22 protein-coding genes are annotated in these 20,469 nt (G+C 64.5%); 6 read left to right on the forward strand and 16 right to left on the reverse strand.

Going from position 1 to position 20,469, the window contains the following annotated elements; genetic code table 11:
- Nucleotides 1-17 precede the first annotated feature (17 nt).
- The 3 genes from holA (at nucleotide 18) to AC3IYG_RS19380 (ending at nucleotide 2,670) form a co-directional block, all read left to right on the forward strand.
- Nucleotides 18-1,055: a DNA polymerase III subunit delta gene (gene holA, locus AC3IYG_RS19370; protein WP_489311136.1), complete on the forward strand. Its 1,038-nt coding sequence runs from the start codon at nucleotides 18-20 to the stop codon at nucleotides 1,053-1,055.
- 87 nt (nucleotides 1,056-1,142) lie between these two features.
- Nucleotides 1,143-1,304: an alternative ribosome rescue factor ArfA gene (arfA, locus tag AC3IYG_RS19375; protein WP_489311137.1), complete on the forward strand. Its 162-nt coding sequence runs from the start codon at nucleotides 1,143-1,145 to the stop codon at nucleotides 1,302-1,304.
- Nucleotides 1,305-1,365: 61 nt separating this feature from the next.
- The gene (locus AC3IYG_RS19380; protein ID WP_489311138.1) at nucleotides 1,366-2,670 is read left to right on the forward strand and encodes a lytic murein transglycosylase; all 1,305 of its coding nucleotides are present in this window, start codon (nucleotides 1,366-1,368) and stop codon (nucleotides 2,668-2,670) included.
- Between the two features lie 111 nt (nucleotides 2,671-2,781).
- Here AC3IYG_RS19380 and lipA read toward each other — a convergent pair whose 3' ends face one another.
- The 12 genes from lipA to AC3IYG_RS19440 all read right to left on the reverse strand — a co-directional run bounded on the left by lipA (nucleotide 2,782) and on the right by AC3IYG_RS19440 (nucleotide 13,900).
- On the reverse strand, nucleotides 2,782-3,759 hold the full coding sequence (gene lipA / locus AC3IYG_RS19385) for a lipoyl synthase (protein ID WP_489311139.1): 978 nt from the start codon (nucleotides 3,757-3,759) through the stop codon (nucleotides 2,782-2,784).
- Nucleotides 3,756-4,409: a lipoyl(octanoyl) transferase LipB gene (gene lipB, locus AC3IYG_RS19390; protein ID WP_489311140.1), complete on the reverse strand. Its 654-nt coding sequence runs from the start codon at nucleotides 4,407-4,409 to the stop codon at nucleotides 3,756-3,758. The genes lipA and lipB overlap by 4 nt, the downstream gene beginning before the upstream one ends.
- Entirely contained in the window at nucleotides 4,409-4,681 is a 273-nt protein-coding gene (locus AC3IYG_RS19395) for a DUF493 domain-containing protein (protein WP_489311141.1), read from the reverse strand. Before AC3IYG_RS19395 ends, lipB begins: the two co-directional genes overlap by 1 nt.
- A gap of 91 nt (nucleotides 4,682-4,772) precedes the next feature.
- The gene (locus AC3IYG_RS19400) at nucleotides 4,773-5,933 is read right to left on the reverse strand and encodes a D-alanyl-D-alanine carboxypeptidase family protein (protein WP_489311142.1); all 1,161 of its coding nucleotides are present in this window, start codon (nucleotides 5,931-5,933) and stop codon (nucleotides 4,773-4,775) included.
- Nucleotides 5,934-5,994: 61 nt separating this feature from the next.
- Nucleotides 5,995-7,002, reverse strand: coding sequence for a septal ring lytic transglycosylase RlpA family protein (locus AC3IYG_RS19405; RefSeq protein WP_489313964.1), 1,008 nt, complete (start codon nucleotides 7,000-7,002; stop codon nucleotides 5,995-5,997).
- Nucleotides 7,002-8,012, reverse strand: a complete 1,011-nt coding sequence (gene mltB, locus AC3IYG_RS19410; protein ID WP_489311143.1) for a lytic murein transglycosylase B — start codon at nucleotides 8,010-8,012, stop codon at nucleotides 7,002-7,004. Before mltB ends, AC3IYG_RS19405 begins: the two co-directional genes overlap by 1 nt.
- Before the next feature lie 17 nt (nucleotides 8,013-8,029).
- The gene (gene rodA, locus AC3IYG_RS19415) at nucleotides 8,030-9,133 is read right to left on the reverse strand and encodes a rod shape-determining protein RodA (RefSeq protein ID WP_489313965.1); all 1,104 of its coding nucleotides are present in this window, start codon (nucleotides 9,131-9,133) and stop codon (nucleotides 8,030-8,032) included.
- A gap of 38 nt (nucleotides 9,134-9,171) precedes the next feature.
- The gene (gene mrdA / locus AC3IYG_RS19420) at nucleotides 9,172-11,061 is read right to left on the reverse strand and encodes a penicillin-binding protein 2 (protein WP_489311144.1); all 1,890 of its coding nucleotides are present in this window, start codon (nucleotides 11,059-11,061) and stop codon (nucleotides 9,172-9,174) included.
- A 19-nt stretch (nucleotides 11,062-11,080) separates the two neighbouring features.
- Complete coding sequence (gene rlmH, locus AC3IYG_RS19425) at nucleotides 11,081-11,548, reverse strand: 23S rRNA (pseudouridine(1915)-N(3))-methyltransferase RlmH (RefSeq protein WP_489311145.1); 468 nt, start codon at nucleotides 11,546-11,548, stop codon at nucleotides 11,081-11,083.
- A 9-nt stretch (nucleotides 11,549-11,557) separates the two neighbouring features.
- Nucleotides 11,558-11,932 (reverse strand): ribosome silencing factor, encoded by a 375-nt coding sequence (gene rsfS, locus AC3IYG_RS19430; RefSeq protein WP_489313966.1) that lies wholly within the window; start codon nucleotides 11,930-11,932, stop codon nucleotides 11,558-11,560.
- Between the two features lie 37 nt (nucleotides 11,933-11,969).
- Entirely contained in the window at nucleotides 11,970-12,632 is a 663-nt protein-coding gene (nadD, locus tag AC3IYG_RS19435) for a nicotinate-nucleotide adenylyltransferase (protein WP_489313967.1), read from the reverse strand.
- 2 nt (nucleotides 12,633-12,634) lie between these two features.
- On the reverse strand, nucleotides 12,635-13,900 hold the full coding sequence (locus tag AC3IYG_RS19440) for a glutamate-5-semialdehyde dehydrogenase (RefSeq protein ID WP_489311146.1): 1,266 nt from the start codon (nucleotides 13,898-13,900) through the stop codon (nucleotides 12,635-12,637).
- Nucleotides 13,901-14,181: 281 nt separating this feature from the next.
- On the opposite strand from AC3IYG_RS19440, the gene AC3IYG_RS19445 reads away from it, so the two are divergent.
- On the forward strand, nucleotides 14,182-15,411 hold the full coding sequence (locus AC3IYG_RS19445) for an alpha/beta fold hydrolase (RefSeq protein ID WP_489311147.1): 1,230 nt from the start codon (nucleotides 14,182-14,184) through the stop codon (nucleotides 15,409-15,411).
- Between the two features lie 14 nt (nucleotides 15,412-15,425).
- Here the strand turns inward: AC3IYG_RS19445 and AC3IYG_RS19450 are convergent, their stop codons facing one another.
- Nucleotides 15,426-16,280, reverse strand: coding sequence for a class I SAM-dependent methyltransferase (locus AC3IYG_RS19450; RefSeq protein WP_489311148.1), 855 nt, complete (start codon nucleotides 16,278-16,280; stop codon nucleotides 15,426-15,428).
- Nucleotides 16,281-16,343: 63 nt separating this feature from the next.
- Between AC3IYG_RS19450 and AC3IYG_RS19455 the strand changes: the two genes are divergently transcribed.
- Both AC3IYG_RS19455 and AC3IYG_RS19460 read left to right on the forward strand, forming a co-directional pair.
- Nucleotides 16,344-17,090: a DNA-3-methyladenine glycosylase gene (locus tag AC3IYG_RS19455; RefSeq protein WP_489311149.1), complete on the forward strand. Its 747-nt coding sequence runs from the start codon at nucleotides 16,344-16,346 to the stop codon at nucleotides 17,088-17,090.
- The gene (locus AC3IYG_RS19460) at nucleotides 17,087-18,403 is read left to right on the forward strand and encodes a bifunctional DedA family/phosphatase PAP2 family protein (protein WP_489311150.1); all 1,317 of its coding nucleotides are present in this window, start codon (nucleotides 17,087-17,089) and stop codon (nucleotides 18,401-18,403) included. The genes AC3IYG_RS19455 and AC3IYG_RS19460 overlap by 4 nt, the downstream gene beginning before the upstream one ends.
- A gap of 119 nt (nucleotides 18,404-18,522) precedes the next feature.
- Here the strand turns inward: AC3IYG_RS19460 and AC3IYG_RS19465 are convergent, their stop codons facing one another.
- From AC3IYG_RS19465 to AC3IYG_RS19475, 3 genes are read right to left on the reverse strand one after another with little or no spacing between them, the layout of a single operon-like run.
- On the reverse strand, nucleotides 18,523-19,113 hold the full coding sequence (locus tag AC3IYG_RS19465; protein WP_489311151.1) for an LON peptidase substrate-binding domain-containing protein: 591 nt from the start codon (nucleotides 19,111-19,113) through the stop codon (nucleotides 18,523-18,525).
- Between the two features lie 48 nt (nucleotides 19,114-19,161).
- Nucleotides 19,162-19,878 (reverse strand): LrgB family protein, encoded by a 717-nt coding sequence (locus AC3IYG_RS19470; protein ID WP_489311152.1) that lies wholly within the window; start codon nucleotides 19,876-19,878, stop codon nucleotides 19,162-19,164.
- Complete coding sequence (locus AC3IYG_RS19475; RefSeq protein ID WP_489311153.1) at nucleotides 19,875-20,237, reverse strand: CidA/LrgA family protein; 363 nt, start codon at nucleotides 20,235-20,237, stop codon at nucleotides 19,875-19,877. The genes AC3IYG_RS19470 and AC3IYG_RS19475 overlap by 4 nt, the downstream gene beginning before the upstream one ends.
- Nucleotides 20,238-20,469 lie beyond the last annotated feature (232 nt).

The raw sequence follows: 20,469 nt of genomic DNA on the forward strand, positions 1-20,469 counted from the left end.
CCCGTCGTTTTCCGCCGATGAAACTCAACCCCGCCCAACTCAGCAAACACCTCCAAGGCACCCTTGCGCCGGTGTATGTGGTCAGTGGCGACGACCCACTGCTCTGCCAGGAAGCCGCCGACGCCATCCGCGCTGCGACGCGCAGCCAGGGTTTTTCCGAGCGTCAGGTGTTCAACGCCGAAGCCAGCTTCGACTGGGGCACGCTGCTGCAAGCCGGCGCCAGCATGTCGCTGTTCGCCGACAAGCGCCTGCTGGAACTGCGCATCCCATCCGGTAAGCCCGGAGACAAAGGCACTGCCGCCCTGCTGGAATACCTTGCCCGACCACCGGAAGATACCCTGCTGCTGATCAGCCTGCCGAAGCTGGATGGCAGCGCGCAGAAGACCAAGTGGGCCAAGGCGCTGATCGATGGCCAACAGGCGCAATTCATCCAGATCTGGCCGGTCGACGCCCATCAGCTGCCGCAGTGGATTCGCCAGCGCCTGGCCCAAGCCGGGCTGGCCGCCAGCCAGGCGGCCGTGGAACTGATTGCCGCGCGCGTCGAAGGCAACCTGCTGGCGGCGGCCCAGGAAATCGAGAAACTCAAACTGCTCGCCGAAGGCGGCCAGGTCGAGGTCAGCACCGTCCAGGCGGCGGTGGCCGACAGCGCGCGCTTCGATGTTTTCGGCCTGATCGACGCCGCACTCAATGGCGAGGCCGCGCATGCCCTGCGTACCCTCGAAGGCCTGCGTGGCGAAGGCGTGGAGACCGCCGTGATTCTCTGGGCGCTGGCCCGCGAACTGCGCCTGCTGGCCAACCTGGCGCAGCAATACAGCCAGGGCGTGCCGCTGGACAAAGCCTTCAGCCAAGCCCGCCCGCCGGTCTGGGACAAGCGCCGGCCGCTGGTCAGCAAGGCCCTGCAGCGGCACTCCGCGGCACGCTGGGCGAACATGCTGATGGACGCGCAGCGTATCGACGCGCAGATCAAAGGCCAGGCCGCAGGCGACCCATGGATCGACCTGAGCCGCCTGACCCTGCTGCTCGCCGGCCAACGCCTGGCATTGCCGCACGAGTAACGGGCGCCTGGCGCATCTGGACTTTCCCGCACAGCTGGCCGATGATCCGCGCGACTGCACCGTGCAGCCCCACAGGAGCATCGGCCCATGGCCAAACACCACAAGCACGGCCCGAACAAGGCCAAATCCCTGATCGCCCAACCGCTGTTCCGCTGCCGCCAGGAAAAACCCGGCAAGGGCAAAGGCAGCTACCGCCGCGAAGCCTCCCCGTCTAACAACTGGGAGGCTTCGGTCTTTCTGGCGGCCTGAAAACCCACACCGGCCTCAGCATGTTAAGGTTGCCGCTCGCAAAAAAGCTGTGAGAGCACCGATGCTGAACCTATCCCCGCGCGCCCTTGCCTGCGCCGCCCTGAGCCTCAACCTGAGCCTGCTGACCGCCTGCGCCGAAGCGCCCACCCAGGCAGCGACGAGCACCAAGCCCACAACCGCCAGTGTCAGCAGCAAGCCCAGCGCCAACGTGCAGCCGAGCCTGCCAACACCCGCCTTGAGCTTTGCCGACTGGCGCAACCAGTTGCGCGTCGATGCGCTGGCCGCCGGTATCAGCCCAAGCCTGTTCGACCGCGCCTTTGCCGGCATCGCCCTGGACCCGGCGGTACTCGCCGCCGACAGCAGCCAGCCGGAATTCACCCGACCGATCTGGGAATACCTGGACGGTGCCGTAACCGCCAGCCGTATCGCTCGCGGCCAAGCACAACAGGCGCAGCACAGCGCGACGCTCAACAGCATCGAACAACGCTACGGGGTACAGAGCGAAACCCTGGTGGCCATTTGGGGCATGGAAAGCGCTTACGGCAGCAATATCGGCAGCAACAGCGTAATCCGCTCGCTCGCCACCCTGGCTTACGAAGGCCGGCGCCAGGGGTTCTGGCGCGAGCAACTGCTGGCCGCCCTGCAGATTCTGCAACACGGCGATATCAGCCCGGAACGCCTGATCGGCTCCTGGGCGGGCGCCATGGGCCAAACGCAATTCATGCCGACCACCTACAACCAGCACGCGGTGGATTTCGACGGCGACGGCCGCCGCGACCTGTGGAACTCGCCAGCCGACGCCCTAGCGTCCGCCGCCCACTACCTGCAAGCTTCCGGCTGGAAACACGGGCAGCCCTGGGGCTTTGAAGTACGGCTGCCGAGTGGCTTCGACTATGCCCTGGCCGACCCGGAACAGCGCAAGAGCCTGGCCGAATGGGCCACCCTTGGCGTACAACCGATCAATGCCGCGACCAACCCGGCACTGGCCGGCGAGTCGGCCACCTTGCTGCTGCCGGCCGGCCATCGGGGTCCGGCCTTCCTGTTGATGAGCAACTTTCGCAGCATCCTCAGGTACAACAACTCCTCGTCCTACGCCCTGGCCGTGGGCCTGCTGTCCGACGGCATCCGCGGCGCGAGCAGCAAGGTCGTCGCAGACTGGCCGCGCAGCGACCGGCAACTGGGCCGCAGCGAACGCATCGAACTGCAGGAACTGCTCGCCACCCGCGGCTTCAACCCCGGTGCCGCCGACGGCATCATCGGTGCCAACACGCGTAAAGCGGTGCGGGACTACCAGCAGACCTTGAAGCTGCCGGCCGATGGCTACCCGAGCCATGAGCTGCTGGATGGGTTGCGCTCGAACCGCTAGCGGCTTAATGGGCTCCCGCCAGCACGGGAACAACCGATAGAACGAGTCGAGCGAACATAAACAAAAAGGGCGACCCACTGGGTCGCCCTTTTTGCTTGAGCGCGGCCGCGCTTAGCCGTTCTTCGCGCTGTGCGCCTGCTGGTCGGCATGGTACGAGGAACGCACCAACGGGCCGGAGGCGACATTCTTGAAGCCCATCTTGGTGCCTTCTTCGGCGAACCAGGCGAACACGTCTGGATGCACGAAACGCTGCACCGCCAGGTGACTGCGCGAGGGTTGCAGGTACTGGCCGAGGGTGAGCATGTCGATATCGTGTTCGCGCATGCGCTGCATGACTTCGATCACCTCCTCGTCGGTCTCGCCCAGGCCGAGCATCAGGCCGGACTTGGTCGGTACATGCGGCACCATCTTCTTGAAGTTCTGCAACAGGTCCAGCGACCACTCGAAGTCCGAGCCCGGACGCGCGGCCTTGTAGAGGCGCGGCACGGTTTCCAGGTTGTGGTTGAACACATCCGGCGGCTCGTTGGCGGTGATCGCCAGGGCCACATCCATGCGCCCGCGGTAATCCGGCACCAGGGTTTCCAGCTGCACGCCCGGCGACAGCTTGCGGATCTCGCGCAGGCAATCGACGAAGTGCTGGGCGCCACCGTCGCGCAAGTCGTCGCGGTCCACCGAGGTGATCACCACGTATTTGAGCTTGAGATCGGCGATGGCCACCGCCAGGTTCATCGGCTCGTCGACATCCAACGGTTTCGGCCGGCCGTGGCCTACATCGCAGAACGGGCAGCGACGGGTACAGATGTCGCCCATGATCATGAAGGTCGCGGTGCCGCCGGAGAAGCATTCGCCGAGGTTCGGGCAGGACGCTTCCTCGCACACGCTGTGCAGCTTGTGCTTGCGCAGCAACTGCTTGATGCGGTCGACCTCGGGGGAGATCGGCATGCGCACGCGAATCCAGTCGGGCTTGCGGGGCAGCTCATCGGTCGGAATGATCTTCACCGGAATCCGCGCAAGCTTTTCCGCGCCACGCAACTTGACGCCCATTTCCACTTTTGCCGGGCCTTTGCCCGTTACTTCCAGAGTGCTCATAGCGATTCAATTCCGCCCGTCAGGGTCGTCTGTTCAGCGTAGTCGAGGTGTTTGACGAGCTGCGCACGCAGCCGGGCACTTACCTCGGCAAATTCTATTGGGCCAACCAAATCACGCAGCTGGGTCATGGCCAGCCCGGCATAGCCGCAGGGGTTGATCCGCCCGAACGGCTGCAAATCCATGTCCACATTCAACGCCAGGCCATGAAAGGAGCGGCCATTGCGAATCCGCAGACCCAGCGAGGCGATTTTCGCCCCGTCGACATAGACCCCCGGCGCATCGGCCTTGGCTACGGCGGTCACCCCGTAACTGGCGAGCAGATCGATCAAGCTCAACTCGATGCGGCTGACCAGCTCGCGCACGCCGATATCCAGGCGGCGCACGTCCAACAGCAGGTAAGCGACCAACTGGCCAGGGCCGTGGTAGGTGACCTGACCGCCACGGTCGACCTTGACCACCGGGATGTCGCCGGGAAACAACACGTGCTCGGCCTTGCCGGCCTGGCCCTGGGTGAACACCGGCGGATGCTGCAACAGCCAGATTTCGTCCGGCGTCAGCGGCCCACGGGTGTCGGTGAAGCGTTGCATGGCGTGCCAGGTCGGCTCATAGGGCACCTGGCCGAGCTCGCGAACGCCCAGGCTCGACGGCATCAGAGCACCATGTGTACGCGCCCGGTGGCACGCAGGTCGCTATTGATGCCTTGCAGTTGTTCGATACTGGTGGCGGTGATCAGCAGTTGCACGGTCTGATAACGGCCATTGCGGCTATCACGCAGCACCAGGGTGCCGACATCGAGATCGGGCGCGTGGCGGCCGAGGATTTCGATGACCAGATCGGCAAAGCCCGCGCCCGCATCGCCGATCACTTTGATCGGGTAACGCTCGCAGGGAAATTCGATGGTTACGGATTTGGCGTCAGTCATGGTTTCAACTAAATAGTCTCAGCGAACTCGTGATTCGCAAGAGCAGCGGCACGCCCGGCGCTTATGGCAACCAGGCATGCTGCTGCCAAGGTCAGTTAAACAAACCGTAGAAGAACAGCCGAATGCTATCCCACACGCGGCGGAAGAAGCCACCTTCGTCGACCGCTTCGAGGGCAATCAGGTCGGCGCTGTGCACCACGGTATCGCCCAGTTTGACCTCAACCTTGCCGATCACATCGCCTTGCTTGATCGGTGCGACCAACTGCGGCGTCATGCTCATGCTGGCTGCCAGCTTCTTCAGTTGGCCCTTGGGCAGGGTCAGGGTCAGATCCTGGGCCAGGCCGGCCTTGACCTGACGAACGGCACCTTTCCACACCGGCGATTGCGCCAACTCGGCACCCTTCTGATAGAAGGTCTGGGTTTCGAAGAAACGGAAACCGTACGTCAGCAACTTCTGGGTTTCCGCCGCCCGGGCCTGCTCGCTGTTGGTGCCGAACACCACGGAGATCAGGCGCATGCCATCACGCACGGCCGAGGACACCAGGCAGTAGCCGGCTTCTTCGGTGTGGCCGGTTTTCAGACCGTCGACCGTCTTGTCGCGCCACAGCAGCAGGTTGCGGTTGGGCTGCTTGATGTTGTTCCAGAAGAACTCTTTCTGCGAGTAGATGGCGTAGTGCGCCGGGTCTTCGTAGATGATCGCGCGAGCCAGGCGGGCCATGTCGTGGGCCGTGGAGTAGTGCTCGGGGTTGGGCAGACCGGTGGCGTTCATGAAGTGGCTGCCGCTCATCTCGAGCTTTTGCGCCGCGGTGTTCATCATGTCGGCGAACGCATCTTCGCTGCCGGCGATATGCTCGGCGATCGCCACGCTGGCGTCGTTACCGGACTGGATGATGATGCCGTGCAGCAGGTCGCTGACCGATACCTGGGTACCGACCTGGATGAACATCCGCGAGCCGCCGGTGCGCCAGGCATTTTCGCTGACCGTCACCAGGTCGCTCTCGCCAATCTGGCCGCGACGAATTTCCAGCGTCGCCATATAGGCGGTCATCAACTTGGTCAGGCTGGCCGGCGGTAGGCGCTGATCGCCATTGTTCTCGACCAGCACGTTCCCGCTCGCGGCATCCATCAGCACGTAAGCCTTGGCCGCCAGTTGCGGCGGTGCCGGAATAACCTGCTCAGCCGCCCAGGCAGCGGGGGCTGCAATCAACAGAACAGCAAGACTCAAGCGTTGCGTAAAGGTGGTGATATTCATCCGTCTCTCGAAGTAGCTAATGGCATACAGGCCCTTGCGGGCAAAAAATCGGGCGAAGTCGTTATTCCGGCTTCACCAGGGTGGGCTGACCCAGATTGGCCAGCCGCACGCTGTCTTGCAGTTGCTGGGCTTCACCCGGCGTGTTTACCGGCCCCAGGCGCACGCGATGGAGCGTCTGCTGGTTGCGCACCACCGAGCTGATAAACACCGGCGCACTCACCGTCTCGCTCAGCTTGGCTCTGAGCAGATCGGCAGCGTCCGGATTGGCGAAGGCGCCCACTTGGAGAAACAGGCCAGAGGCTCCGACTGAAGCGTTTTTTTTTGCGTCGATCTGCACCGGCAGGACGGCCGCGGCATGCTGCTGAGGCGGCGGCGTGTACTGCTCGACCGGCTGGGCGACGGCCTGGGCGATGGTTTGTACTGCCGGCTGCGGCTGGCTCTGGGCCATTTGCGGCTGAGCCAGCACCAGCGGCACCGGACGCCCTTGCTGCGCCCACCACTCGTGCGGATCAATGCCCTCGACCTTGACCCGTGCGGTGCCGCTTTCGGCATAGCCGAGCTTCTTCGCCGCGGCGAAGGACAGGTCGATGATCCGGTCGGAGTAGAACGGGCCTCGGTCGTTGACCCGCAGGATCACGTTCTTGCCGTTGTCCAGGTTGGTGACCCGCACATAGCTGGGCAGCGGCAGGGTCTTGTGCGCCGCGCTCATGCCGTAGAGGTCGTATTTCTCGCCATTGGCCGTGGCCTGGCCGTGAAACTTGGTGCCATACCAGGACGCCGTGCCGGTAGCCTGGTAGCGCCGCGCATCGGGCATCGGGTAATAGGTCTTGCCCAGCACCGTATAAGGGTTGGCCTTGTAGGCGCCGTAATGCGGCATCGGCACCGCGTCGGGAATCCGCGACACATCGACATCCCACCAGGGCGCGCCATCGCGGTGCGGGCGCGCGAAGTCACCCGGCCCGGAAAGCGCCGGCGAGGGCTTGGGCTGCGGAGCCTGACGGGTGGAACAACTGGCCAGCAACAGCGCCAACGCGCCATAGGCGACCAGCTTGGTCGGCAGTGCCTGCATCACTTGGTGCCCCGTGCCTGGACCAGTAGATCGGACAGCTGATGCACGGCCATGGCGTACATCGCGCTGCGGTTATAGCGGGTGATCACATAAAAGTTCGGCAGCCCCAGCCAATACTCGGGACCGGCCTCGCCTTCGAGCCGGAACGCGGTAACCGCCAGATCGTCACGCAGGGCCTCGTGGCTGGCCCAGCCCAGCGCCCGCAACTCGCCAACCGTCTTCACCGGGTCCAGACCCTGGGTCAAGCCCTGGTCAGCCTGCTCGCCATTGACCTGTGCGGTGCTCACCACCGGCTCGCCGGTCACCCAGCCGTGCCGTTTAAAGTAGCTGGCAACGCTGCCGATCGCATCATCCGGATCGCTCCAGATGTTGATATGGCCATCGCCGTCGAAGTCCACCGCATAAGCGCGAAAGCTGCTCGGCATGAATTGCGGCAGGCCCATGGCGCCGGCGTAGGAGCCTTTGAGGGTCAGCGGATCGACTTGTTGCTCGCGCGACAGCAGGAGGAACTGTTTGAGTTCCTTGCGGAAGAACTCGGCCCGCGGCGGATAATCGAAGCCCAGTGTCGAGAGCGCATCGATCACCCGGTAACTGCCGGTATTACCGCCGTAGAAGGTTTCCACGCCGATGATCGCGACTATCACCTGGGCCGGCACGCCATATTCCTGCTCGGCACGGGTCAACGCGGCTTCGTGCTGGCGCCAGAAATCCACCCCACGGGAAATCCGCGAATCGGTGATGAAGATCGGCCGGTAGTCTTTCCAGGGCTTGACCTTCTCCGCCGGGCGGGAAATGGCATCGAGAATCGTCTGCTTGCGCTCGACGTCACGAAACAGGCTGAACAGCTGCTCACCGGCAAAGCCATAATCGCGGGTCATCTCCGCGACGAACTCGGCGACTTGCGGCGAGCCCTCATAATCAGCGGCAAGCGCCTGCTGGGCGAAACCACAAATGCCAGCGAGGCCGACCCAAGGTGCCGTGCGAGAAGCCCAGCGACGCAAACCTAGCATTAAATCCCTCACCCCAATCAAACCTGGGCAATCCACTTACGATGCGTGTGGATTGCCATTAAGACCCCAAAACCTGACATCAGCGTCACCAGCGAAGTTCCGCCGTAACTAATGAAAGGCAGCGGCACCCCTACTACCGGCAGCAGGCCACTGACCATGCCGATATTGACGAATACATAAACGAAGAAGGTCATCGTCAGGCTGCCGGCCATCAGCTTACCGAACAGCGTCTGCGCCTGGACAGTAATAACCAGCCCGCGCGCGATCAACAGTGCGTAAACAAGCAGCAACAGGCAGATGCCGACCAGGCCGAACTCTTCCCCCAGCACCGCAATGATAAAGTCAGTATGGCTTTCCGGCAAAAAATCCAGGTGCGACTGGGTGCCGAGCAGCCAGCCTTTGCCGAACACCCCACCCGAACCGATCGCGGCTTTCGACTGGATGATGTTCCAACCGGTGCCCAGCGGATCGCTCTCCGGGTCGAGGAAAGTCAGTACCCGCTGCTTCTGATACTCATGCATGACGAAGTACCACATGCCCACGGCGACCGGCACCACCGCCGCCACCGCACCGAGAATCCAGCGCCACTGCAGCCCGCCCATGAACAGCACGAAGGCCCCCGAGGCGAGGATCAGCAGCGAGGTGCCCAGGTCCGGCTGGCGGACCACCAACACGAACGGTACCCCGATCATCGCCAAGCTGATCAACAGGTGCTTCAGGCGCGGCGGCAAGCTGCGCTTGGCCAGGTACCAGGCGATGGTCGCCGGCATCAATATTTTCATGAACTCCGCCGGCTGGAAGCGAATCACCCCGGGGATGTTGATCCAGCGCGTGGCGCCCATGGCGTTGTGGCCCATTACATCGACCACCACCAGCAAGCCGACACCGATCACGTAACCGAGTGGCACCCAGCGCGCCAGGAAGCGCGGCTCGAACTGGGCGATCACGAACATCCCCAGCAGCCCCAAGCCGAACGAACTGGCCTGCTTGATCAGCAGGTCCCAGTTCTTGCCGCTGGCGGAATACAGTACGAACAGGCTGCCGGTGGCCAACACCAGCAGCAGCAAGAGCAACAGACCGTCGATATGCAGGCGCTGCAGCAGGCTGGCGCGGCGGCGCATCACGTCTTCGTTGGACAGGGTACGGTCGAAATTACTGTTCATAGTTGGGGCGCCTCGACACTCAAAGGTGGCGCGAACTCAGGTTTCAACTGACCGTTCTCGCCGAGCAGCCAGGCATCCATCACCTGCTTGACCACCGGCGCGGCGACGCCGGAACCGGACTCGCCGTTCTCGACCATCACCGCCACCGCGATCTTCGGGCTTTGCGCCGGGGCGAAACCGATGAACAGCGCATGGTCGCGATGCCGTTCCTGCACCTTGGAGCGGTCGTACTTCTCGCCCTGCTTGATCGCCACCACCTGCGCCGTGCCGCTTTTACCGGCAATCCGGTACGCCGCCGCGTCGCCGACCTTGCGCGCGGTGCCGCGCGGGCCGTGCATCACCATCTGCATGCCGTTGCTGACCTGCTGCCAGATACCCGGATCACGCAGCACGATGTCCGGCAACGGATTGGGGTCGACCGGCGGCAGGCCCTCGATGGTTTTCGCCAGATGCGGGCGAATCCATTTGCCATGGTTGGCCACCAGCGCCGTGGCCTGGGCCAATTGCAGCGGAGTGGCCTGCATATAGCCCTGGCCGATCCCAAGGATCAGAGTTTCACCCGGGTACCAGGCCTGACGGTAGCGCGCACGTTTCCATTCGCGCGACGGCATCAGCCCGCCGGACTCCTCGAACATGTCCAGGGAAACCCGCTGACCGATGCCGAAGCGGGTCATATAGCTGTGCAGCCGGTCGATCCCGAGCTTATGCGCCAGGTCGTAAAAGTAGGTGTCATTGGAGCGCATGATGGCCATCTCCATGTTCACCGAGCCGTCACCGGTGCGGTTCCAGTTGCGGTATTTATGGTCGTAATTGGGTAACTGGTAGAAGCCCGGGTCGTATACCCGCGAGGCCGGCGTTACTACGCCACTGTCCAGCCCGGCGACCGCGACCATCGGCTTGATGGTCGAGCCAGGCGGATACAAGCCGCGCAGCACGCGGTTGAACAGCGGCCGATCGATCGAGTCGCGCAGCTCCGAATAGGCCTTGAAGCCGATACCGGTCACGAACAGATTGGGGTCGAAGCTCGGTTGACTGACCATCGCCAGCACCTCGCCGGTATTCGGGTCGAGCGCCACCACCGAGCCGCGCCGCCCGCCCAACGCCGCCTCGGCGGCCTCCTGCAAGCGGATATCGAGGGTCAGGATCACGTCCGCGCCGGGTGTCGGGTCGGTGCGTTTGAGCACCCGCAGCACACGGCCACGGGCGTTGGTCTCGACCTCTTCGTAGCCGACCTGGCCATGCAGCTGACTTTCGTAGAAGCGCTCGATGCCGGTCTTGCCGATATGGTGGGTGCCGCTGTAGTTGACCGGGTCGAGCACCTTCAGCTCGGCTTCGTTGATCCGCCCGACATAGCCCACCGAATGGGCGAAATGCTCGCCCTGTGGGTAATGCCGCACCAGTTGCGCGACCACCTCGACGCCCGGCAGGCGGAACTGATTCACCGCGATACGGGCGATCTGCTCTTCGCTCAGTTCGAACAGGATCGGCACCGGCTCGAACGGCCGCCGGCCCTGCTTCATCCGCCGCTCGAACAGCGCCCGATCTTCCTGGCTCAGCTCCAGCACTTCGGCGATCACATCCAGCACCTGCCGCCAGTCGCCGGCCCGCTCGCGGGTCATGCTCAGGCTGAAGCTCGGGCGGTTGTCGGCGATGATCACCCCATTGCGGTCGAAGATCAGCCCGCGAGTCGGCGGAATCGGCTGGACGTGAACGCGGTTATTCTCCGACAGCGTCGAGTGGTACTCGTACTGCACCACCTGCAGGTAATACAACCGGGCGACCAGCACACTGATCAAGAAAAGGATGGCGCCAGCGCCCACCAGTACGCGCTTGCGCACTTGGCGGGCGTCCTTTTCGTGGTCCTTCAGGCGGATCGGCTGCGGCATAACTAGGCTCTAGAGCCTCTTACTTGTGATAAGGGTGCCCGGACAATACTGTCCAGGCGCGATAAATCTGTTCGCCGATCAATATCCGCACCAGCGGATGCGGCAAGGTCAGCGGCGACAACGACCAGCGTTGCTCACTTCTGGCCTGCACCTCGGGTGCCAGGCCCTCGGGGCCACCGACCATCAGATTGACGGTGCGCGCATCCAGGCGCCAACGATCCAGCTCGACCGCCAATTGCTCGGTACTCCACGGCCGCCCCTCGACCTCCAGCGTGACGATCTTCTCGCCCGGCTGCACTTTCGCCAGCATGGCTTCACCCTCCTGACGGATCAGGCGGACCACGTCGGCATTCTTGCCACGGGTGTTGAGGGGGATTTCCACCAGTTCCAGCGGCAGCTCGGCGGGCAGACGCTTGGCATATTCCTGCCAACCATCCTCCACCCAGCGCGGCATGCGTGAACCAACGGCGATCAGGCGCAGGCGCAATGGCCGACCTTACTCGGTGTCGGAGCTGAACTGCTCGGCACTGTTCTGTGCCCGATTTTGCTCGGCGCCCTGCCACAGACGCTCCAGGTCGTAGAACTGGCGCGCGGTCGGCAGCATCACGTGAACGACGATATCGCCCAAGTCGAGCAACGCCCACTCGCCGGTGTCCAGGCCTTCGCTGCCCAACGGACGCACGCCTTTTTCCTTGACCTTCTCCAGCACGTTATCGACCAGCGATTTGACGTGGCGGTTGGAGGTACCGGTGGCGATCACCATGAAATCGGTGATGCTGGTTTTTTCGCGCACATCGATGGTGGTGATGTCTTGGGCCTTGATATCTTCAAGGGCAGCGACAGCCAACTTAACCAGCTCTTCGCTTTTCATTACGGACTTTTTCATAGGTGACTCGTTTATCTCGTGTTCAGTTCGGCGTGCGGTACAGCCCGCGCGCATTGATATAGGCCAGCACCGCGTCGGGCACCAGAAAACGCACCGACTTTCCGCTGGCCAGCAGATTCCGGATCTGGGTGGCAGATACCGCGAGCGGCGTCTGCCAGACAAAAGCAATTTGTCCGCTCGGCCCAATCAGGGCCTGCGGGTCGCTGACACTGCGGGCTGCCAGCACGTCGCGCAGCGCTTGCGGCGCTTGCGGCGCTTCGCTGTCGGCATCCGGGCGTTGCAACACCAGGATGTGGCAGTGCTCCAGCAGTTCTTCCCAGCGATGCCAGGTCGGCAGCCCACAAAAGGCATCCCAACCCAGCAGTAAAAACAATTGGTCATCAACCGCCAGCTCGGCGCGCAACGACTCCAGGGTGTCGATGCTGTAAGACGGCTTGTCGCGCTTGAGCTCGCGGTCATCCACCGTCAACAACGCCACGCCGGCTACCGCCTGCTCGACCATCGCCAAACGATCGGCAGCCGATACCTGCGGCAGATCGCGATGCGGCGGGCGGGCGCTGGGGATCAGCCGCAGCTCCGCCAGACCGAGCTGCTCCGCCACCTCAAGCGCGCCACGCAGGTGGCCGATATGGATCGGATCGAAGGTGCCACCGAATACGCCGATGCGCTTAGGGTGTGCCCTCATCATCAAGTACGCACGTGACCGTCGCCGAACACCACGTATTTCTCACTGGTCAGGCCTTCCAGGCCGACCGGGCCGCGCGCGTGCAGCTTGTCGGTGGAAATGCCGATTTCCGCGCCCAGGCCGTATTCGAAGCCATCGGCGAAGCGCGTCGAGGCGTTGATCATCACCGAGGCCGAATCCACTTCGGTGAGGAAGCGCCGGGCATCGCTGAAATTCTCGCTGACGATGGCGTCGGTGTGGTGCGAACCGTAGTGATTGATGTGCTCGATGGCCTGCGCCAGGTCGTCGACGATGCGGATCGACAGGATCGGCGCGGTGTACTCGGTGCGCCAGTCTTCTTCGGTCGCTTCCAGCACATCGCTGCCGAGCAGCTCGCGGGTGCGCGGACAACCGCGCAGCTCCACGCCCTTGTCACGGTAGATAGTCGCCAACGGCGGCAGCACACGGCCCGCGATGGCGGCGTGCACCAGCAGGGTTTCCATGGTGTTGCATGGCGCGTAGCGCTGGGTCTTGGCGTTGTCGGCAATGCGGATGGCCTTGTCGAGGTCGGCGGCGACGTCGATATAGACGTGACAAATGCCGTCCAGGTGCTTGATCACCGGTACTTTGGCATCGCGGCTGACGCGCTCGATCAGGCCCTTGCCACCACGCGGGACGATCACATCGACGAATTCCGGCATGCTGATCAGCGCGCCTACGGCGGCGCGATCAGTGGTTTCCACCACCTGCACCGCGTCCGCCGGCAAGCCGGCTTCGGCCAGGCCGCGCTGGATGCAGACGGCAATCGCCTGGTTGGAGTGAATGGCTTCCGAGCCGCCGCGCAGGATGGTCGCATTGCCGGACTTCAGGCACAGGCTCGCGGCATCGATGGTCACGTTCGGCCGTGACTCGTAAATGATGCCGATCACCCCCAGCGGTACGCGCATCTTGCCGACCTGGATACCGGACGGCAGGTAGCGCATGTCGCGAATCTCACCGATCGGGTCCGGCAGCTTGGCGACCTGACGCAGGCCCTCGATCATCTCGTCGACGCGCGCCGGCGTCAGGGCCAGGCGGTCGAGCAGCGCGGGCTCGAGGCCATTGGCACGCCCGGCGACCAGGTCCTGTTCGTTGGCCGCGGCCAATTCGACGCGTGCGGCATCCAGGGCATCGGCAGCGGCGAGCAGGGCGCGATTCTTCTGCGCGGTACTGGCGCGCGCCACTACGCGTGAGGCCTGGCGCGCGGCGCGGCCCAGGCGGGTCATATAGTCGAGCACGGACTCAGTCATGGTCTCGGTGGTCTGGCAATGAGGAAAGCGGCTGATTATAGCGGCGCAGCCGCCCCACGCCCAGCGGCGTCGGGCGGGTGGTAAACAGCGCGTTCCAATATGGCCTGCGGTAACGCCCTTCGCCGCCGTCGCCAGGCCCCAGCGGCGAGACGGTTACACCCGCTGCTCAGCGCCGCCCGAAGGTTAGGTAAACAAAAGCCCTGCCGATGTTTACCTTCAGCTCAGCGCCCCTCAACCGGGCCGCGCTCGCTGCATGCACACAAGACGCCGGAGTGCTCGCCATGCGTTACCGCACCGATTACAGCGCCACGCTACTCAGCAGCGCCACCCAAACACTCGAGCTGGGTGGCTGGCGCCTGCACTACCAGGCCTACGCAGCGCGCGCCGACGACCCGCGCGCGCCAGTGCTGCTGCTCGGTGGCGCCTTCCAAAGCTTCCGCTCCTTCGGCAGCGAAGTCAGCGAACTGCTCGCCGAACACCCGGTGATCCTTCTCGACCTGCCAAGCCAGGGCTGCAACCTGCAACTGGCGCCGGAGCTCGGCCTGGAAGCCTTGGCCGACCTGATCGCCGCTTTTGCCGAAGAACTGCAGCTGCCCGCGCTGATGCCGATCGGCCTGTCCTATGGCTCGGCACTGGCGGCGCTGTTTGCCGCGCGCCATCCGCAGCGCTGCGCACGCCTGCTACTGGCCGGTATCACCGCCTTTGCCCGCCCCGGCGCACGACGCCTGCTGGAGGAAGGCCTGGCATTGCTGGCCGAAGGCCGGACAGCGGCCTTTGCCCAAGGCGCGCTGACCGGCTTGCTGAACCCCCTGCGCCTGAATGAGACCGGGATTGCTCCGGCATTTCGCAAAGCCCTGTTGCGACAGCTGCAGCGCCTGTCGCCGACCGAGGCCGAGCGCTACCGGCAAAACAGCCAGCGCCTGCTCGGCTTCCGCGGCTTTAGCCAACACCCGACATGCCCGACCCTGGTGCTCGCTGGCGAGCACGACCATTTCACCCAACCGTGGGAGCACGCCAGTTTCGCGGCGGCCTGCGGCGACGCCGATTGCGCGCTGATCCACGGTGCCGACCACCTCGCCCAGTTCGAGCGGCGCAGCGCCTGCGCCAGCCTGTATGGCCCATTCCTGCAGGGTCAGGCGTTGCCGCCGGTCAGCCCGGGCACCACCCGCCTGGCCCGCAGCCAGCTATTGAACCTGGAGAAACGCCATGAGGCCCGTCGCCCGCCACTGAATCGCCGGGCCCGCCTGAGTCACGCCGAGACCGGCGAGTGGACCGTCGAGGTCGCCGAACTGGGCTTTTTCGGCGGCCTGTTGCAGGGCGACCTGCCGAGCGCACCGCCACTGCGTGGCTGGCAACTGCAATTACCCGGGTTGCCGGCGTTGGCGCTACTGCCCCTGCGCCTTGACGCGAACGGCCTGGCGCTAATCTTCCCGCACACCGACGCGCAAGCCAGCGCGGCGCTGGCCGAACTGGTCGGCCCGCCGACGCTACCCGCGATGGCCTGCGCCTAGAGCCCGCGCGCTCGTCACACCCGCGCCTCGATCACCCGCACCAGGCTCGGCATAGCCATCGGCGGCAGGCCGAGGGCAGCGCCGTGTGCATCGGGGTCGAGCACCTGAGTGGCACGAAAGCCGCAGTCGCCGAAAGCCGCGACTATTTCCTCGCTATTGCGGTAATGCAGTGGGTAGTTACCGCGCGTCAGCCGCCCGACCAGCTCAACGCCCCAACGCAGCTGCCGGTAACGCGGGTGTTCGCGCAGGTCCGGATAGAGCTCGGTGAGGTAGGTCGCCTGCGGGAATGGTTTGAGCTGCTCGGCCAGGCGCGTCCAGAAACCCTCGATCACCGGTCGTTCGAAGTAATTGACCAGGCCTTCGGTAATCACCAGCACCGGCTCGTTGTGATCGAGCCCGGCGAACAAGGTCGCCAGGCTCTGCGCGCCCTGCTCGGCGAGGATATTCACCGAGCGCACCTGATTCCGGCCATTCAGCCAGCCCTCGGCATGCAGCAGCAGGCGCTTGCGCACGGCCATGGTCGGCAGATCCGCCTCCAAGTAGCGCAGCTCCGGGTAGCGCTGGCAGAAACGCCGCCCCCGTGGCGACAGCCCGCAGGCGATCTCCACCACCTGGCGCACGCCGCCCTGCTCGATGGCCGCGGTCAACCGCGCGTCGATGAGCAAATGGCGCTGCAGCAGGAACGTCTCGATATCCAGACCGAAAACCACCCGCGCGCCCCAGGTGACCGGCTTTAGCAGGCCATGCACCCAGCGTCCGAAGGGGGTGGCGAACGCCGGCTCGGCCAACTGGTGGCGATACCAGACATAACCGGTGTAATGCGCACTGGGGCTGATATGGGCGCTGTCGGCACGGGTTCGTTCAGACATGCTTAAGACTCTTATTGTTATCATCGCCGCAGCCTATGCCCTGCCACCCTGCGATGACAGCCAATGCTTAGCGATCCCATCCTTAGTTTGCCGCGCTCGAACAGCCTGCCCTGGCCGCGGGCCCAGCCCCTGCCCGACAGCTTTTTCGACCGCGATGCGCAAACCCTCGCCCGCGCCCTGCTCGGCAAAGTGATCCGCCACCGCGTGGGCGAACACTGGCTGTCGGCGCGGATCATCGAGACCGAGGCCTATTACTGCGCGGAAAAAGGCAGCCATGCCTCGCTCGGCTACACGATGAAACGTCGCGCGCTGTTTCTCGACGGCGGGCACATCTATATGTATTACGCCCGCGGCGGTGATTCGTTGAACTTCAGCGCCCAGGGTGCCGGCAATGCGGTGTTGATCAAATCGGCCTACCCCTTTCTCGATACCCGCAGCGGTCCCGAGTGCCTGGCGCAGATGCAGCGTAACAATCCCGATGCGCAGGGCCGGGCACGCCCGCCAGACAGGCTCTGCGCCGGCCAGACGCTGCTGTGCAAAGCCCTTGGCCTCAAGGTATCGACTTGGGACGCACAGCGCTTCGATTGGCAGCGGCTGTTCGTCGAAGACGTCGGCGAGACACCCGCCCAGATCATCCAGACCACCCGCCTGGGCATACCGAGCGGGCGCGACGAGCACCTGTTCTACCGGTTCGTCGACGCCGCCTACGCCAGCCACTGCACGCGCAACCCGCTGCGGCGCGGCCAGGTCGAGCAACGCGACTTTTATCTCATCGAACAACACCCGCCCAAGCAGGAGTCAACCCTATGACCGAGTGGCTCAACGGCCTGACCGGCTGGCTAAGCGCACACCCGGAGTGGCTCGGCCTGAGTATTTTCCTGGTGGCCTGCATCGAGTGCCTGGCTATCGCCGGCATCATCGTACCCGGCACCGTATTGCTGTTCGCCATCGCCGTACTGGCCGGCAGCGGCGCCCTCAGCCTGGGTGAAACCCTGCTGCTGGCCTACACCGGCGGGTTGCTCGGCGATGCGCTGTCCTATGCCCTGGGGCGACGCTTCCATCAAAACATCCGCCGCCTGCCTGGACTGCGCCATCATCCGGAATGGCTCGCGGGGGCCGAGCAGTACTTCCAGCGCTATGGCGTCGCCAGCCTGTTGGTCGGCCGCTATATCGGCCCGCTACGGCCGATGCTGCCGATGGTCGCCGGCATGCTCGACATGCCGCTCGGGCGCTTCATCCTGGTCAGCCTGATCGCCGCCGCCGGCTGGTCGGTGGCCTACCTGCTGCCGGGCTGGGCCACCGGCGCCGCCATGCGCCTGCCGCTGCCGGAGGGTTTCTGGGGCCAGGCCGCCGTGGTCGCGCTCGGTCTGGCCGCGCTGCTGGGGTTGAGCATCCAGAGCAGCCTGCGCAATCAACGCTGGACCAGCGTGCTGGCGGCCGGCTTGAGCCTGCCGCTGCTGCTGGCGCTGTTCATCGGCTGGCAGCATCTGCAGCAACTCGATCAGGGCCTGATGGCACTGGTGCAGGAACAGCGCCAACCCGGTCTGGATAGCCTGATGGTGTTGATTACCCGCCTCGGCGACTTCAACACCCAGCTCAGCGTCGGCCTCCTGCTGGGCCTGCTCCTGCTCCTGACCCGGCAATGGCGCGCACTGCTGTTCGCCGGCGGCACCCTGCTCGGCACCGCCCTGGCCAATCAGGGCCTGAAGCAACTGGTCGCCCGCGCCCGTCCCGAGATCCTGCTCGAACCCCTGCACACCTTCAGCCTGCCGAGCGGGCACAGCTCCGCCGCTTTTGCGTTTTTCCTGACCCTCGGGGTTCTGGCCGGGCGCGGCCAGCCGGCACGGCTGCGGCTCACCTGGCTGCTGTTGGCTTGCTTGCCGGCACTGGCGATTGCGCTGTCACGGGTGTACCTGGGCGTGCATTGGCCGACCGACATCATCGCCGGCGCGCTGCTGGCCACCAGCCTCTGTGCGCTGAGCCTGACCCTGACGCAGTGGCAAGCGCCGCTGGCCTCACTGTCGCCACGCATCTGGTGGCTGATTCTGCCGGCCTGCCTCGGCCTGCTCGGCGCCTTCGCCACTTGGGCGTTGCCGCAGGCGCTGCTGCAATACCGCTACTGAGGCGAGTTTAGGATCCTCGCCGTCGTTGCTTCCGGGCCCCCGCCTTCGCGGGAATGACAGTGGCGGGGTGCAATCCGCAGAGCGTGGATGCTGGGCTTCGTCGCTGCGCGTCTCACAACCTACGCAATCATCTCGCCCTGCAGCTGGTCCAGCAGGCGCTGGATATGTTCCAGGCGCTGGAGCGGGTCATCCAGCACCAGCAGCTCCAGCTTCTGCGGCACGCTGAAGGGCAGCAGATAGGCGAGTTGGTAGGCCAGGGCCTGCTGCCCGGTCACCGCCCCGCCCATGCCCAATTCGGCGACCATCGGGTGTTCGGCCAGGGCGCTCAATAAAGCGGCCAAATCGGCTTGCTCGGGTAGCAACGGGCACTCGTCGGCTTCCGCCAGCCAGTCGACATCGGCCGTGGTCAGTTGATCGCGCTGCACTTCGGCACGCGTGACCTTGAACCGCCGCGTACCTTCGACCCGGATCCCCAGCAAACCATTCGGGCGCTGCTGCCAGTCGCGGATCACTGCTTCACAGCCGACGGCGGCGAAGCGCCCGGCAGCCTCGCCGACCTCCTCGCCTTCGAGGATGCAGACCACGCCAAAGCCTTCGTCGCGCTTCATGCAGGCGCTGATCATGTCCAGGTAGCGCGCCTCGAAAATCTGCAAATCGAGCACGCTGCCGGGGAATAACACTGCATTCAGGGGAAACAACGGCACCATCATCCAACGCTCCTTTTCCACGGCCGGGCGTCTGCGCCAGTGGCCCGGATATCACACCATCAACGCTACAACCAAGGGTAGCAACACCGCCGTGGCGACCCCCATCAAACTCATCGCCAGCGCCGCGAAGGCACCACACTCCTCGCTTTCCTGCAGTGCCCGCGCCGTGCCGACCGCATGCGCGGTAAGGCCGAGGGCTATGCCTTGCGCGGCGTGATGGTGCACGCCAAAGCGGCGCAGCAGCTCGGGACCGAGGATCGCGCCAATCACCCCGGTGATCAGCACGAACACCGCGGCCAGGGCGGCGATGCCGCCAATCTGCTCCGCCACCAGCATGGCAATCGGCGAGGTCACCGATTTGGGTGCCATGCTCATCAACATCATATGCTCGGCGCCAAACAGCCAGGCCAGCGCCACGCCCAATACGGTCGCCAGCACCCCGCCGACCACCAGGGTCAGCACGGTCGGCCAGAGCAGCTGGCGAATTCGCCGCAGGTTCAGAAACAGCGGCACCGCAAGCGCCACGGTCGCGGGGCCGAGGAAGACCGTCAGCACCTCGGCGCTTTTGCGGTACTCGACATAGCTCAGGCCGCAGGCCAGCAACACGCCGATCACTGCCAGCATCGACACCAGCACCGGCTGCAGGAATACCCAGCGGGTTTTTTCGTAAGCGCTCAGCGCCAGCTGATAGGCGCCGAGGGTCACCCCGACCCCAAACAACGGATGGTGAATCAGCGCCTGCCAGGCGCCATGCCAGTCGGGGCTCATACGTCCTCCCGTCGATGCGCTTGCCGCTCGATCAGCTTCTGCATCAGCCAACCGGCAAAAACCAGCGACAGCACCAGCGACAGACTCAAAGCCCCGGCCACCGCCCAGAAGTCCGCGGCAATCGCCTTGGCGTAGACCATCACGCCGACCGCGGCGGGTACCAACAGCAGCGGCAGGTAGCGCAGCAGACTGGTGGCCGCCAGCGTCAACGGCTCGCTCACCTCGCCGCGCCACACCAGAAACACCAGCAGCAGCAACAGGCCGATGATCGGCCCGGGCAACATGGGCAGGAACAACACGTTGATGGTGGTGCCGAGCAATTGGAACAGCACCAGCCAGGTCAGGCCGCGTAGCAGCATGGGAGTCTCCGATTCAGGTCACGGCGAGCAGCGGCGCAACCGACATCCCTGGCGAGAATAACCGGCAGCGGTTTGCACCACGGCATTACGCTGCAGCGCGCAAGCACGGCCATTATAAGCACGCTAAGCAAACCGCTATAACCCGCCATTCGCCCGAGCGATCCAGGCTTGACCCCATGCGCGGCACATGATGATCTACGCCCCACGAGGATTTAATTAAAAAACAACAAAC

Source organism: Pseudomonas sp. KH_027 (genome assembly GCF_057838565.1).

What these genes read in the sequence shown, in the direction of transcription:
- AC3IYG_RS19470 (WP_489311152.1), bottom strand. Translation starts at nt 19,878, where the DNA reads ATGAGCCCCGACTGGCATGGCGCCTGGCAGGCGCTGATTCACCATCCG.
- AC3IYG_RS19460 (WP_489311150.1), top strand. Translation starts at nt 17,087, where the DNA reads ATGACCGAGTGGCTCAACGGCCTGACCGGCTGGCTAAGCGCACACCCG.
- lipA (WP_489311139.1), bottom strand. Translation starts at nt 3,759, where the DNA reads ATGAGCACTCTGGAAGTAACGGGCAAAGGCCCGGCAAAAGTGGAAATG.
- lipB (WP_489311140.1), bottom strand. Translation starts at nt 4,409, where the DNA reads ATGCCGTCGAGCCTGGGCGTTCGCGAGCTCGGCCAGGTGCCCTATGAG.
- AC3IYG_RS19475 (WP_489311153.1), bottom strand. Translation starts at nt 20,237, where the DNA reads ATGCTGCTACGCGGCCTGACCTGGCTGGTGCTGTTCCAATTGCTCGGC.
- nadD (WP_489313967.1), bottom strand. Translation starts at nt 12,632, where the DNA reads ATGAGGGCACACCCTAAGCGCATCGGCGTATTCGGTGGCACCTTCGAT.
- AC3IYG_RS19440 (WP_489311146.1), bottom strand. Translation starts at nt 13,900, where the DNA reads ATGACTGAGTCCGTGCTCGACTATATGACCCGCCTGGGCCGCGCCGCG.
- AC3IYG_RS19455 (WP_489311149.1), top strand. Translation starts at nt 16,344, where the DNA reads ATGCTTAGCGATCCCATCCTTAGTTTGCCGCGCTCGAACAGCCTGCCC.
- AC3IYG_RS19380 (WP_489311138.1), top strand. Translation starts at nt 1,366, where the DNA reads ATGCTGAACCTATCCCCGCGCGCCCTTGCCTGCGCCGCCCTGAGCCTC.
- AC3IYG_RS19395 (WP_489311141.1), bottom strand. Translation starts at nt 4,681, where the DNA reads ATGACTGACGCCAAATCCGTAACCATCGAATTTCCCTGCGAGCGTTAC.
- mrdA (WP_489311144.1), bottom strand. Translation starts at nt 11,061, where the DNA reads ATGCCGCAGCCGATCCGCCTGAAGGACCACGAAAAGGACGCCCGCCAA.
- AC3IYG_RS19465 (WP_489311151.1), bottom strand. Translation starts at nt 19,113, where the DNA reads ATGATGGTGCCGTTGTTTCCCCTGAATGCAGTGTTATTCCCCGGCAGC.
- mltB (WP_489311143.1), bottom strand. Translation starts at nt 8,012, where the DNA reads ATGCTAGGTTTGCGTCGCTGGGCTTCTCGCACGGCACCTTGGGTCGGC.
- holA (WP_489311136.1), top strand. Translation starts at nt 18, where the DNA reads ATGAAACTCAACCCCGCCCAACTCAGCAAACACCTCCAAGGCACCCTT.
- arfA (WP_489311137.1), top strand. Translation starts at nt 1,143, where the DNA reads ATGGCCAAACACCACAAGCACGGCCCGAACAAGGCCAAATCCCTGATC.
- rodA (WP_489313965.1), bottom strand. Translation starts at nt 9,133, where the DNA reads ATGCGCCGCCGCGCCAGCCTGCTGCAGCGCCTGCATATCGACGGTCTG.
- AC3IYG_RS19405 (WP_489313964.1), bottom strand. Translation starts at nt 7,002, where the DNA reads ATGCAGGCACTGCCGACCAAGCTGGTCGCCTATGGCGCGTTGGCGCTG.
- AC3IYG_RS19450 (WP_489311148.1), bottom strand. Translation starts at nt 16,280, where the DNA reads ATGTCTGAACGAACCCGTGCCGACAGCGCCCATATCAGCCCCAGTGCG.
- AC3IYG_RS19445 (WP_489311147.1), top strand. Translation starts at nt 14,182, where the DNA reads ATGCGTTACCGCACCGATTACAGCGCCACGCTACTCAGCAGCGCCACC.
- AC3IYG_RS19400 (WP_489311142.1), bottom strand. Translation starts at nt 5,933, where the DNA reads ATGAATATCACCACCTTTACGCAACGCTTGAGTCTTGCTGTTCTGTTG.
- rsfS (WP_489313966.1), bottom strand. Translation starts at nt 11,932, where the DNA reads ATGAAAAGCGAAGAGCTGGTTAAGTTGGCTGTCGCTGCCCTTGAAGAT.